At 60.0% G+C, this 12777-nt stretch carries 14 protein-coding genes, 1 other RNA gene and 1 pseudogene; 10 read left to right on the forward strand and 6 right to left on the reverse strand.

Annotated features, from left to right (window positions below; all coding sequences use genetic code 11):
* The first annotated feature begins 119 nt into the window (after positions 1–119).
* From ACQK2G_RS23365 to ACQK2G_RS23375, 3 genes are read left to right on the forward strand one after another with little or no spacing between them, the layout of a single operon-like run.
* Positions 120–521 (forward strand): hypothetical protein, encoded by a 402-nt coding sequence (locus ACQK2G_RS23365; protein WP_425407448.1) that lies wholly within the window; start codon positions 120–122, stop codon positions 519–521.
* A gap of 32 nt (positions 522–553) precedes the next feature.
* Positions 554–874, forward strand: a complete 321-nt coding sequence (locus ACQK2G_RS23370; RefSeq protein WP_425407449.1) for a hypothetical protein — start codon at positions 554–556, stop codon at positions 872–874.
* 4 nt (positions 875–878) lie between these two features.
* Positions 879–1340 carry a hypothetical protein gene (locus tag ACQK2G_RS23375; RefSeq protein WP_425407450.1) on the forward strand — a complete coding sequence of 154 codons (462 nt, stop codon included), beginning with the start codon at positions 879–881 and terminating at the stop codon, positions 1338–1340.
* A gap of 113 nt (positions 1341–1453) precedes the next feature.
* Here the strand turns inward: ACQK2G_RS23375 and ACQK2G_RS23380 are convergent, their stop codons facing one another.
* Complete coding sequence (locus tag ACQK2G_RS23380) at positions 1454–2062, reverse strand: HAD family hydrolase (protein WP_425407451.1); 609 nt, start codon at positions 2060–2062, stop codon at positions 1454–1456.
* A gap of 28 nt (positions 2063–2090) precedes the next feature.
* Positions 2091–3092 carry an NAD(+) diphosphatase gene (gene nudC / locus ACQK2G_RS23385; protein WP_425407452.1) on the reverse strand — a complete coding sequence of 334 codons (1002 nt, stop codon included), beginning with the start codon at positions 3090–3092 and terminating at the stop codon, positions 2091–2093.
* Between the two features lie 203 nt (positions 3093–3295).
* Between nudC and ffs the strand changes: the two genes are divergently transcribed.
* The 6 genes from ffs (at position 3296) to ACQK2G_RS23415 (ending at position 8605) form a co-directional block, all read left to right on the forward strand.
* Positions 3296–3392: signal recognition particle sRNA small type (gene ffs, locus ACQK2G_RS23390), an RNA gene on the forward strand.
* 83 nt (positions 3393–3475) lie between these two features.
* Complete coding sequence (locus ACQK2G_RS23395) at positions 3476–5332, forward strand: DNA polymerase III subunit gamma/tau (protein WP_425407453.1); 1857 nt, start codon at positions 3476–3478, stop codon at positions 5330–5332.
* Between the two features lie 59 nt (positions 5333–5391).
* Positions 5392–5715, forward strand: a complete 324-nt coding sequence (locus tag ACQK2G_RS23400) for a YbaB/EbfC family nucleoid-associated protein (RefSeq protein ID WP_425407693.1) — start codon at positions 5392–5394, stop codon at positions 5713–5715.
* Between the two features lie 48 nt (positions 5716–5763).
* On the forward strand, positions 5764–6351 hold the full coding sequence (gene recR / locus ACQK2G_RS23405; RefSeq protein WP_425407454.1) for a recombination mediator RecR: 588 nt from the start codon (positions 5764–5766) through the stop codon (positions 6349–6351).
* A gap of 44 nt (positions 6352–6395) precedes the next feature.
* A complete protein-coding gene (locus ACQK2G_RS23410; RefSeq protein ID WP_425407455.1) occupies positions 6396–7157 on the forward strand; it encodes a type 1 glutamine amidotransferase in 762 nt (253 codons plus the stop codon).
* Entirely contained in the window at positions 7154–8605 is a 1452-nt protein-coding gene (locus ACQK2G_RS23415; protein ID WP_425407456.1) for a DUF4139 domain-containing protein, read from the forward strand. Before ACQK2G_RS23410 ends, ACQK2G_RS23415 begins: the two co-directional genes overlap by 4 nt.
* 603 nt (positions 8606–9208) lie before the next feature.
* Here the strand turns inward: ACQK2G_RS23415 and ACQK2G_RS23420 are convergent.
* From ACQK2G_RS23420 to ACQK2G_RS23435, 4 genes and pseudogenes are all read right to left on the reverse strand, one after another.
* Complete coding sequence (locus tag ACQK2G_RS23420; RefSeq protein ID WP_425407699.1) at positions 9209–9406, reverse strand: hypothetical protein; 198 nt, start codon at positions 9404–9406, stop codon at positions 9209–9211.
* An 87-nt stretch (positions 9407–9493) separates the two neighbouring features.
* Positions 9494–10027, reverse strand: a pseudogene (locus ACQK2G_RS23425) (histone H1-like repetitive region-containing protein); the annotation flags it as partial.
* A gap of 335 nt (positions 10028–10362) precedes the next feature.
* Positions 10363–10791, reverse strand: coding sequence for a VOC family protein (locus ACQK2G_RS23430; RefSeq protein WP_425407457.1), 429 nt, complete (start codon positions 10789–10791; stop codon positions 10363–10365).
* A 3-nt stretch (positions 10792–10794) separates the two neighbouring features.
* Entirely contained in the window at positions 10795–12021 is a 1227-nt protein-coding gene (locus ACQK2G_RS23435; RefSeq protein ID WP_425407458.1) for a DNA recombination protein RmuC, read from the reverse strand.
* Positions 12022–12245: 224 nt separating this feature from the next.
* On the opposite strand from ACQK2G_RS23435, the gene def reads away from it, so the two are divergent.
* Positions 12246–12761, forward strand: a complete 516-nt coding sequence (def, locus tag ACQK2G_RS23440; protein WP_425407459.1) for a peptide deformylase — start codon at positions 12246–12248, stop codon at positions 12759–12761.
* Positions 12762–12777 lie beyond the last annotated feature (16 nt).

Genomic DNA, 12777 nt, shown 5'->3' on the forward strand with positions numbered 1-12777 from the left:
CATTGGAACCGTGATTGAAGGGCGGAACGGCCGGACCGTTCCGCCCTTTGCTGTTTCGCATCATGCAACGCTTGCGAGGGCTGGGGCGTTGTTCTCCTGGAAAACAAAGGAGGCGCGATATGTCCCAGCAAGGAAAATCAGCCCAAGCGACGCAGAGCGGTGAAAACGCTCCCCAAGGCATTGGGGACGCGATCCAGTCTCTGGTATCGGCCGTTTACGGCCAGAAACAACAGCAGGCCGCCGCCGCGTTGCTGGATGCGTCCAGCGCCGTCGAAGCCGCAGCGGACGACTTGAAGCTGCACGGCCGTTCGAACGCCGCGGAACATACCGAAACGGCGGCGGATTGGCTTGAAAACACGGCGCAGAGGGTGATCAGAACGAATCCGAACGAGGTCACCGACTTCCTCGCCGAGGCGGCTGAGAAGAACCCCGCCTTGTTCATAGGTTCCGCGGCTTTGGGCGGTGCTGCGCTTGTTCTGTGGTTGCAAAGCGTCAGCCGACGCAACGTCGCGGAACAATGACATCAGCAGGCAAGAGCTTGCGGGAAGAAGCCATGCTGGATGGCTTGCAGCAAACGCTGTCGGGTGTCTGCGACGCTTTTCTGAACGCTGTCAAATCCGCTGCCCGGCCGCATGTCCGCCGGGTTGTCCGGCGGGTCCATTTCAGCGCCGCAGGCTATGCACTGACCTTGATGGCGGCAGTTTGGTGCGCCATCGCAATCACGCTGGCCGCCGCGCAGTATCTGCCCCTATGGGCATCGTTTTTATGCGTTTCCGCGTTCCTCGCCGTTGGGGCCGCGAGCGCATTCATCATCCCCTCCCTGGAGAACGGCAATCGGACAACCGGGAGGACAAACCACCTCGAAGGAGAGTGACGATATGACCAAGAGCACGACGAAGACGACCAATCGGAAGAAGACGGCTAAGAATGCCCAGACCACGAAGAAAGCCAGTGCCGCCGCGAGCAAGACGGAGGATACCGGCGTGACGGTGGAAGCCGCGCAGACGACGCCCGCCGAATTTATCAGCAAGAATGCGATCCCCCTGGGCATGGTCGCCGCCGGAATCGGTATCCTCGCCGCGAGGAACATCAATGGCGGTGACAATGCCGTTACGAATGCGGCAGCCCGTGGTCGGAAAAAGCTCGCGGCTGCTGCCGAAACGGGTCGGGGCAAGGCACGCAAAAGCGCGTCCAAGCTGCGGGGACGTGCCGGCAACGGCCTCTCGAAATCCAAGCAGACGGTGGCGGCGCATCCGGTAGCCGCCGGTGTTGCCGCCGCGGCGGTTGGCGCGGGCCTTGCGGTCGCGGTGCCGAAACTGATCAATCGCGGCCGGTCGTAACCGGTCCTGGCCCAACCGGCCCGAGTGGTCACGGGGGCGAGACAGGCAGATAAGATGACGCCGGCGGGCATTGCCCGCCGGCGTTGTCATTCCTGAGACAAGAAAAGATTAAGTCAGAAACCGTGTTTGATCAGGGCGGCCAGGACGTCGTCGTGGGAACGGACATGGACGGTTTGCAACCCGGCGTTCCGCGCCCCTTCGATATTCCCGGCGGAATCGTCGAAAAACAGAATCTCGCCAGGGGGAAGGCCGACGGCATCGGCGACATGCAGGAAGGATTTCAGCTCCGGTTTCCGATGGCCGATGGCGGAAGAAACATAGACCTCGTCGAAATGCCGCAGAACGTCTTTGAACCGTGCGGAAAAACTTTCCACATGGGCGGCATTCGTGTTGCTGAAGGCGTATAGCGGGACGGTACCTTTCAAGCGTTTCAGGACGTCCGCGATGCCGTCGATTTCCCGAATCAGAAGGGCGTTCCAGCCATCGACCATTTCGTCGTGCGCGAGATCCAGTTCCAATAAGGTGCGCAAATGATCCATATAGGCGGCGGTGTCGATCTCACCGCGCTCATAACGGTCGTGGGTTTCGTCCCGTTGATGCCGGTGGGCGATCTGTGAAACGTCGACGCCTGATTTTTTTCCCCAATGGTCGAATGACCTGTTCATGTCCACTTCGATGACGACGCCGCCGATATCGAAGAGAAGCGCTTTCGGCCTTGCCATGATCTGACCTTTTCTCTCTGGCGGTGGTTCAATAGGCCTTGGGCTTTGGAAACGGCATGTTCGGTTGCTGCGGCCGAACCTTCGCCGCATCGTCGCCCAACCAATCGTCAATCAACCGGCGCGCGATGGAATCGCGACGGGGCAGGCGGAAGGTCTGGTCTTCCGGTGAATTCAGCAATTCCTCCCGCGTGTACCAGCGGGCTTCCTCGATCTCCAACTCGTCCACATTGATGTCGAAGGTGGTCGCCCGGGCGGTGAAGCCCAGCATGATCGAGGCCGGGAAAGGCCAAGGCTGGGAGGAGTTATAGCTGACGCTGGTCACCTGCACGCCGACTTCCTCGAAGATTTCCCGGGCGACAGCGTCCTCCAGGCTTTCCCCGGGTTCGACGAAGCCGGCCAATACCGAATGCATGCCGGGCGGCCAGGCAGCCTGCCGGCCCATGATAATCCGGTCATTGCCGTCGTGGACCAGCATGATCACCGCTGGATCGGTTCGGGGGAAATGCTGGCTGCCGCAATCTGTATTGGTGCATTTCCGGACATGGCCGGCCTGAATGCTTTCGGTCGGCGATCCGCAGACGCCGCAAAACCGGTGCCGTTGATGCCAGAAGGTCAAGCCGCGCGCATAGGCCAACACGGATCCGTCCGCATGCGGGATCAATTGCCCGAAAGCCCGCAGATCCTTGAAAACGCCCTCCTCGGCAAGCGGCGGTTCTTCGTGGTGGGAAAGGTCGATGGCGAAATGGGCGACCTCGGCGTAAATGCCCAGGAAGATCAGTGTCTCGGCCTCGGCCAAGATCGGATGATCGCCCTGCAGCAGGACCGGGTTCGGCTCCTCCGTATCGTCCTCCCGCGGTAGAATCAGGTTCTGGGAGCGCCAGATCGGAACGATCCGGGCCGTTCCCGACGAGATTCGTTCAATCAGTTTTTCCATGTCGCCGCGGACTTCGGCGGCGCGATCCAGCGGGCCGCTCTCATAGTAGTTGGCGCGCCTGTCGAGATGAGGCGGAAAATGCGGTGTATAGGGCATGGGCGTTTCGTCGAATTTCTTGTTGATTGCAGCCCGTTGATCGGACTGTCAGGAAGGTGGCACGGTTATGTGGTTCGGGCAACGCCCGCGGACGCCCTCAGTGCTGTGACCCCGTGTCCGAGATAGCGGGGGTTTGTCCTGCCGCAAAAACGCCCGAATCTTTCGCTTGAGACTCAGGGTATGATACCCGATATATGGGGCGGAAGGTCGGCTGGCGGACGGACTCCTCGCCAACCCGGTCAGGTCCGGAAGGAAGCAGCCGTAACGAGTTTCTGTCCGGGTCGTCAGTTCGGCCTTCCGCTCATCTAAGGCGCATTCGAGAGGCGCTCCCGGCCGGTTCAAGCCGGCACGTCCAAGGAAGAGACTGAGAACGCGTATATTTGATGTCTGACGAGCAGCCAGCACCGGCCTACCGCGTTCTCGCCCGGAAATACCGGCCGAAGGACTTCCAGTCCATGATCGGCCAGGAAGCGCTCGTCCGAATTCTCACCAACGCCATCAATAGCGGCCGTATCGCGCAGGCGTTCATGCTGACCGGCGTGCGCGGTGTGGGCAAAACCACGACGGCGCGCATCATCGCCAAGGCGCTGAATTGCACCGGGCCGGACGGCAAGGGCGGGCCGACTCCCGACCCTTGCGGGGTCTGCGACAATTGCAAGGCGATCGCCGAGGACCGGCATGTGGACGTCCAGGAAATGGATGCCGCCAGCCGCACCGGTGTCGACGATATCCGCGAATTGATTGACGGCGTGCGCTATCGCCCCGTCGCCGCGCGTTACAAGGTCTATGTGCTCGACGAAGTGCATATGCTCTCCCGCAATGCCTTCAATGCGCTTCTGAAGACGCTGGAAGAGCCGCCCGAACATGTGAAGTTCATCTTCGCGACGACGGAAATCCGCAAGGTGCCGGTGACGGTGTTGAGCCGCTGCCAACGGTTCGATCTGCGCCGCGTGCCGCTTGACCAATTGATTTCCTACTTCCGGTGGATTGGCGAGCAGGAAGGCCGTGAAATCGAGGACGAAGCGCTGGCAATGGTCAGTCGTGCCGCCGACGGATCGGTCCGCGACGGGCTGTCCATCCTGGATCAGGCAATCGCGCTGGCCGACGGCGCCGTCACCGGCGACCGGGTCCGCGATATGCTGGGGCTCGCCGACCGGTCGAGGGTCTATGACCTGTTTGACGCGACAATGCGCGGCGACGCGCCGGCGGCCCTGGACCTTGTCGGTGAAATGTATGACGCGGGTGCGGACCCGATCGTCGTATTGCAGGACATGCTGGATGTCTGCCATTGGCTGACGCGAATCAAGTTGTCACCGGAGCTGGCGGAGAAGACGTCTACCCCCGAACTGGAACGAACGCGTGCCGCGGAAATGGCGGGCACACTCGGCATGCCGCATTTGTCTCGGACCTGGCAGATGCTGTTGAAGGGCTTGTCCGAGACGCGCAACGCGCCAAGCCCGATCCAGGCCGCCGAAATGGTGATCATCCGTCTTATCCATGCCGCCGACCTGCCGCCGCCGGGTGATCTGGTTCAGCGTTTGACGCAAGGCGGCGGCGTGCCAGCAACGGGCGGTGCGCCGAGTGGTGCTGCCGGCGGTTCCTCGGGCTCTGGGGGCGGCGGCGGTTCGGCAAGCGCGGTTTCAACTTCCCATGTGGATCAAGGCGGCGGCAACGGCGGTCGTGCGCCGGCGATGGCGCTGGTGTCCAACGGAAACCCGTCCTATGCGGGCGAGCCTGAACGGACGCCGGCCGCTGAAGAGGCGCGACCGGCTGTGCAACCGGAACAGGCGCCGCTGAAAAGCTATGACGATCTGCTGAAACTGCTGGAAGAGCGCCGGGAAGGCAGATTGCTGAAGCATCTGGTCCATGATGTTCATCTGGTGCGGTTCGAGCCGGGGCGGATCGACTTGCGCCCGACTGGCGCGGCGCCGAAGGATATCACCAACCGCCTCGCCGCTTTGCTGCATCGATGGTTCGAGACCCGATGGGTCGTTTCGGTCAGCAGCGAAGCGGGGCAGCCGACGGTCGCGGAAGTTCGGCAGGCGGCGGAACAGGCGCGCTTCGATGCCGCGGCGCAGGACCCGCTGGTCCAAGCCGTCATGGGCGCGTTTCCGGGCGCAAAGATCAAAAAGGTCGTCGCACCGGAACCGCCGGACCCTGTGTCCGAGGGGATGTCTGTTGAGGACGGTATCACCGATCCTTCCGAAGACGGACCGGACGACGAATTGGACGCGGACTGAAGCGCGGCATTCACAGCGGCGCCGTTAATTGAGCTTTCAAGGCAAGGAGCTTGGCCATGATGAAGAACCTCGGCCAAATGATGAAACAGGCCCAAGAAGTCCAAACCAAGATGCAGGAAATGCAGGAACGTTTGGCGGAGGCGGAGCTTACGGGCGCATCCGGCGGCGGCATGGTGACGATCACCATGACCGGCAAGGGCGAAGTGCGCCGGGTTCAAATTGATCCCGGCCTGATCGTGCCTGATGACCGCGAGGTACTGGAAGACCTGATCGCGGCGGCGGTCAACGATGCGCGCCAGAAGGTTGATGCTTTTACCCAGGAAGAGACTCAGAAGATCATGGGCGGATTGCAATTACCGCCGGGCGTCAAACTGCCCTTCTGATAACCGGAATGGGGCGGCGGGCGGTATCCGCCGGGGATTTCTGACACCATGAACGAAATCGAACGCGTCATTCAGCTGCTATCCCGGCTGCCGGGCCTTGGGCCGCGCTCGGCGCGGCGCGCGGCGTTGCATATGATCAATCGGCGGGAAAGCCTGATGCAACCGCTTGCCCAGGCGCTTCAGGATGCCAGTGAGGCGATCAAGATCTGCGGCACATGCGGCAACCTGGACACGGTCGATCCCTGCGGTGTCTGCAACGACCCGAACCGCGATGGCGCGTTGCTCTGCGTGGTCGAACAGGTGGCCGACCTCTGGGCGCTGGAGCGCACGGCATCCTTCAAGGGCCGCTATCATGTGCTGGGCGGTGTGCTTTCCGCCATCGATGGGGTGGGGCCGGAGGATCTCAACATTGCCGCCCTCGTCGAGCGCTGCAATGGAGAGGTGAAGGAAGTCATTCTGGCCACCAACCTGACGGTGGAAGGACAGACCACGGCGCATTACATCATAGAACGGCTCGCGCCGACCGGCGTTACGGTGACGCGCCTCGCCCATGGCGTACCGGTGGGCGGAGAGTTGGATTATCTGGACGACGGCACTTTGAGCGCGGCCTTGCAGGCACGGCGGGCGCTCGGTTGAGGCGCTAGAGAACCGCCGCCGTCCCTTTGTCATGAGGATCACCTATGGGTGCTGAAATGTCGAACGGGGCCAAGCCGCGCCCGTCCTTACTGTTCCTGTCCATGATCGGCGAACCGGGCAGGTACGACCCGGCGATTTTCGACAAAGTCGAAGGCGGCGATGACGAGGTCTTCTGGTTCCGGTCGATGTTGCAGAAGAACGGATTATTGGATGTCGTCGAATATATCGGCGTTCATGTCACCCGCGGCGAACCGCTTCCGAACGCGGGCGAATTCGACGCGATCGTCGTTGGCGGCAGTTATCATTCGGTGCATGACGAGCGGCCCTGGCAGGCGATGATGAAGGAATGGTTGAAAGCGCCACGGGCCCGGCAAACACCCGTTTTCGGAATTTGCGGCGGTCATCAGTTGATGTCGGTCATGGATGGCGCGACTGTCGGCAAGATTCCGAACGGTCCGATGGCGAGCACGCAGTCGGTGGCCCTGACCGATGCGGGGCGCGCGCATTTCCTGTTCGACGGGATGGGAGACACGCCTAGCTTTCATTTCGGCAATTACGAATGCGTCAGGAACCCTCCGGACGGATATACCGTCCTGGCAGCCGATGACAGAATGCCGGCAATGGCATTGGATCATGGCGGGAACTGGTATTCGGTGCAGTTCCATCCCGAAGCGGACGACAGGGCCTTCGCGGCATCCTGGGGCGATGAGGAAGAAGGCGACTTTTCCGACAAATATGTGCCCACGCCCGACTCGCCGAAGATATTCTGGAACTTCCTTACAGGCACGGGGGTGCTCAAGAAATGAAGACGATCCGAACGGCATTGCTGGCATTCACGGCCCTTGCAGGGACAGCGCTGTTGCCGGCGCTCCAGCCGACGATTGCGGCCGCGCAGGACGCTGTCGAAATCGGTGCCGCTGCGCGGGATATGCTCGGCCTGACCCTTTATTCCAACGGGTCCGCGGTTGTATCGGAGCGTCGGGGCGCGTCCCTGCCGGGTGGCGAAGCGACGCTCACAGTCAGCGGTCTGCCGGAGACCTTGCAGCGGGACAGCCTGTCGGTCGCGGTCGAAGGGGGCGCGGTGCGCGCCCAACGGTTTTCGTTGGAGCGGCTGGATCTACAGACATTGTTGCGGCGGCATGTCGGCAAGACCATCCGGTGGATCACTGTCGACCCACAGACCGGCGAGCGTCGTGCCAGTGAGGCGGAGTTATTGAGTGTGGATGGCGGAACTGCTGTTCTTTTGGACGGACTGGTGCAGATCAATCCGCCAGGCTATCCGGCTTTCGTTACCGTACCGGCCGATCTGGCCGAACAGGGGCGGATGACCTTGCACGTCTCCTCCGCGGAAGCGGGCGATGAGAGCACGGAACGGAAAGTGGCGCTGCGATACCTTGCGGGAGGACTGGACTGGCAGGCCTCCTATACGGCCAGCTTGTCGCAAGACGGAACGGAAATGACCTTTCAGGGATCGGCAATTATTTCCAACCGTTCGGGAATGAGTTTCGACGATGCCAGTGTTGCGCTGGTGGCAGGGGAGGTTAACCGAGAATCCGCTCCGGTGATGCGGTCCGCCGTACCCATGAAAGCAATGGCGATGGAATCTGCCGACAGCGGTGCTGCGGCGGATGAATCATCCCTGCATGACTACCACAAATATGAACTGCATGACCGTATTAACGTTCCTAATAATGAGGAAATAAGAATCCCGCTTACGTCCGGCAAGACGGTCGCGGTCGAACGCCTCTATCGCCTGCTGCCGAACAGTGTCCATCATGTTCGCCGATCACCCGGCGGGTCGACGATTTTGCGGCCGGAAGTGCTGTTGAGCTTCGAGAATACCGAGAAAGACGGGCTCGGCTTGCCGCTGCCGGCCGGTCTGGTTCGGGTATACGATGACGGTATCCCGACCACGACGCTGTTGGGAGAGGATCGCGTAGGGCATCTGGCGGTCGGGCAGGAAGTCGAACTCAGTCTTGGAAAAACCTTCGACATTACCGCCGAGCGTAAACAGACCGCTTTCCGCCGTATCGGCAACCAAGGCGAATTCGAGGCTGCCAACGAAATCACTCTGAAGAATGCCAAATCGACCCCGGCCAAGGTCGAGGTGGTGGAAGCCCTCTACGGCGAATGGCGCATTCTGGAAGAAAGCGTCAAACACGTGCCGAAGAATTCCGGTGAAGCCGTCTGGACAATCGATGTGCCGGCGAATGGCGAAGCTGTCCTGACCTACAGATACTCAGTTCGGCCGTAGTGGGCGGAGAGGTGAGGCCAGCGTTGATGCAAACAGCCTTGGTTGGCTTCCTTATCCTCCTTCCGTCACCGGCGTTTGCGGAGGTATGCGACAAGGAAAGGCCTTTATGGGACGGGAGTAAAGTCGGGCCGGTCGAGGAACTCATTTACATCGTCGCTTCTCCCCCCGGCGCGCTACTTGTCTTGCTGACGGTCGCAGCTGTTCTGATACGCAAGTTCTGGGTTTCGTTTCCGGTCGCGGCACTTCTACTTCTCTTCGCGCTTATGCTCTATTGGGATTGGTCCATATATGGAGATGGTATTGCCTATCCCGCTTATCGTGAGGGATGCAGGGGCGCTCCGCATGTGGCCATCGCATGCTTGGCAGCGATCGCGTTAGGTCTCGTTCTCATTTCAAAGACCTGGCCCGGGCTCAGGGGAAAGACACTCTAACGTTCGATGACGTTCGCATACTGTACCTGATCGACGTCGATTTGGCGGGAGCTCTCTGCTGCGAATGGCGAAGCCGTCCTGATCTGCTAGGAAGCGGCGGAGTTAAAAAAATCACCCCGCATGAAACAAATACATGCGGGGTGATATGACCTCGACGGTTCGCGGGTGACCGTTACTTTTTCTTCGCGATCGCCTTCTGTTGCGCGGCGCGCTTCGCAGCGGCCTTGCGGGCGGCGGCTTTCTTAGCCATCGGTTTCTTGGCGGATGCCTTTCGGATCGCGGCGCGTTCCTGATCGGATTTATGCTCGATCACCTTTTCCTTGGCGGCTTTGGCGGCTGCAGCTTTTCTGGCGGCAGCCTTCTTGGCCATGGGTTTCTTTGCCGATGCCTTCCGGATCGCAGCGCGTTCCTTGCCGGATTTATTGGCAATTGCCTTTTCGCGCGACGCTTTTGCCAGTTTTGCCTTCCTGGCAGCAGCCTTCTTGGCCATGGCGGATTTCGCGACGGCTTTCTTCGCTGTTGCTTTCTTGGCAGCCGACTTTTTCGCGGTTGCCTTCTTGGCTGTCGACTTTTTAGCGACGGCCTTCTTCGCGGTTGTCTTCTTGGCTGTCGCCTTTTTAGCGACGGGCTTCTTCACGGTTGCCTTCTTGGCTGTCGACTTTTTGGCGACTGCCTTCTTCGCGGATGTCTTTTTGGCAGCCGACTTTTTAGCGACGGCCTTCTTCACGGTTGCCTTCTTGGCTGCCGACTTTTTAGCGACGGGCTTCTTCACGGTTGCCTTCTTGGCTGCCGACTTTTTGGCGACGGCCTTCTTCGCGGTTGCCTTCTTGGCTGCCGACTTTTTAGCGACGGCCTTCTTCGCGGTTGCCTTCTTGGCTGTCGACTTTTTAGCGACGGCCTTCTTCACACTAGCCGATTTAGCCGGGGCTTTCTTGGCCGCTGACTTCTTCGTGGATTTCGCCTTGGCCTTGCTCGCCGGTTTCTTGGCCATGTCTGTTCTCCCTAATTGAGATCGCCAACTCTGTGTCTTGCATCATCCTTCTTGCGGCAATGTATCATATTCTTTCGCGAAAATATGGCGGAATATTACAAGTTGTCGCCGACAGTGACAGTTTTGCAATAGTCGTGTGAAAGACGGTGTGATCCGCGCTTTGTGCAAGCGATGAAATCAGATCAAAAACATGCGCTGTTGCCGTCCTTCCCGTATCCTTGTGAACAGATCATTCGTGAGCAACGGGCGTAAGGAGTCGGGTAGGGACACGGTCTGCCAATCGGCAGCGGAACAATATCTCTGAAATGCGCCGATGCCGTTCGTTGTTGTCCTAATCAGCCGATCAACGAGCCTGGTTCCGGTGACATTTTCAATTCCACTTCGTTGCCTTCCGGATCGCGCAGATAGACGGACTGACCTTGGCCGTCGGCGCCGTAGCGGCGGGAAGGGGCATCGTCGATATCAATACCATTATCACGGAAATATGCGACAAGGGTGTCCCAATCTGCATCTTCGATGCGTAGGCAGAAATGGGCCATGTTGCGGCGTTTGGGATCCGGCGATGCTCCCTTGCCGATAGGCTTTTCTATGTCGACCAGATCGATCAGGGCTGCGCCGGCACGATATTGGTATAGCCCTTGTTCCTCCAAGGCGCGTTCGAGCGGGCAGCCCAGCACGTCCCCATAGAAACGCTGCATCCTTTCCAAATCCGCACAGCGAATGACAAGGTGGTCCAGACTCAGAAAGCGGATCGGCGCGTCCATTCGCTATTGGCCTCCGCCCTCGACCAGTCCGAGCGTTGGTTGCGGGCGGTCTTCCCGGCTTTGCTGAACAGATGCCCCCGTTGCCTTTGGGGCTTCCAGGGCATCGACCTCGGCCAACTCGACCGCTTCGATCTTTTCCGCGCTCTTAGAAATTTTCTCGGCCGATGTCTCGATCTCCTTGATCGTGCCATGGGCGGTGTCGAAATTACGGCGCAGTTTGCCGACGCGGTCGGACAGGCGGCCGACATCCTCGTTCAGTTTCCGCACTTCCTTTTGGATAAGCCCCGCCTGTTCGCGCATCTGGGTGTCCTTCAGAACTGCCCGGATGGTGTTCAGAAGCGCCATCAACGTGGTGGGTGAGGTGATGTAAACGCGCCGCTGATGCGCTTTTTCCACAACGTCAGGCAATTCCGCATGGAGTTCCGCATAGACCGCTTCGGAAGGCAGGAACAGCAAGGCGCAATCCGCCGTCTCACCGGGGATGATGTATTTTTCCGCGATTGCCGTCACGTGCACCATCACGTCCCGACCGAAGGCCTTGCGGGCACGCGTTCGTTCTTCACCATCCGGCGATTGCCGGATGGCGTTGAAGCCTTCAAGCGGGAATTTGCTGTCGACCACGATAGGCCCCGGCGGGTTCGGCAGCTTTAGCAGACAATCGGCCCGCTTCTGGTTGGAGAGGACCGCCTGAAAGGCGTACGCGGAAGGCGGCAAGGCGCTCTTCACCTGGTCTTCAAGCTGAATTTCCCCAAAACCGCCACGCGCCTGTTTATTGCTCAACACGTCCTGCAGGCTCACCACCTGCTCGCTGAGTTTGGTGATCCTGTCCTGCGCCGCGTTGATCGCGCCGAGGCGTTCCTTCAATTCGCCGATGGTGGTTTGCGTTTGGGTCGATTGTTTTTGCATGCTTTCGCCCATGCGACGGTTCAGGTCGGCAAGCCGTTCCTCGAGTGTTCGGGTAATGGCACGCTCCTGAGCTTGCAGCCGTTCGGAGACGGAGCCCTGTAGGTTCAACTGCCCATTGGCGCTTTGTTCCGCCAGTTGCGCGACGCGTCCGGCCAGTTCGGACTGGTTTTCGATCAGATGCCGCACCGCCGCGGCCTGGGCTTCCGCCGCGCGGCTTCCTTGACGTCCCATGAGCCAGATAGCGAGCGAAACGATTGCCAATACGAATAGCAGGACGCCGCCGCCGATAGCGAGCAGGGTAGGGTCGGACAGGTCTATCGTCATGGTATTGAATCCGCGAAAACTGAATGAATTTGGCTGAAAGAAGCCTGTCAATATGCCCGATTCGCGGCTCACCTGCGATTGGTGCAGACGGTTTGAACGCTGTGTATCCTGCGCCTTTCGATGGGGGTGGACCGGAGGAGCGGCCTTGACGACCGCGAATTCGGCCCCTACCTAACGGCTGTAGATTTGAGCTTTCAGGACGATTTTCGAGAAACAGGTTCAATATGGCTATTCTTCCCATCCTGGTGGCGCCGCATCCGGTCTTGAAGACGAAGTGCAAGCCGGTCGACGAGGTGACGCCGGAGCTCGCAAAGCTGATGGATGACATGCTGGAGACGATGTACGACGCGCCGGGGATCGGCTTGGCCGCGCCGCAGGTCGGTGTGTCCAAACGTATCCTGGTCATCGATGTCGCGCGGCAGGACGAAGACCCCCAGCCTTTGAAGATGGCGAATCCGGAAATCATCTGGGAGAGCGAGGAATTGGGCGTCTATGAAGAGGGTTGCCTCTCGTTTCCCGAACAATATGCGGAAGTCCAACGCCCGGCGCGGGTGAAGGTCCGGTATCTCGACCAGAACAACGAGGCACAGGAACTCGATGCGGATGGACTACTCGCAACCTGCATCCAACATGAAATGGACCATTTGGAGGGGATTGTCTTTGTCGATCACCTCTCGACGCTGAAGCGGAATATGATCCTGCGGAAGATGAAGAAGGCGTTGAAGCAGAAAGCTGCTTGACCCGGCCGGTCCAGGG

This window comes from Hwanghaeella sp. (genome assembly GCF_965227365.1).
Taxonomy (GTDB): Bacteria; Pseudomonadota; Alphaproteobacteria; order UBA8366; family Aestuariispiraceae; genus Hwanghaeella.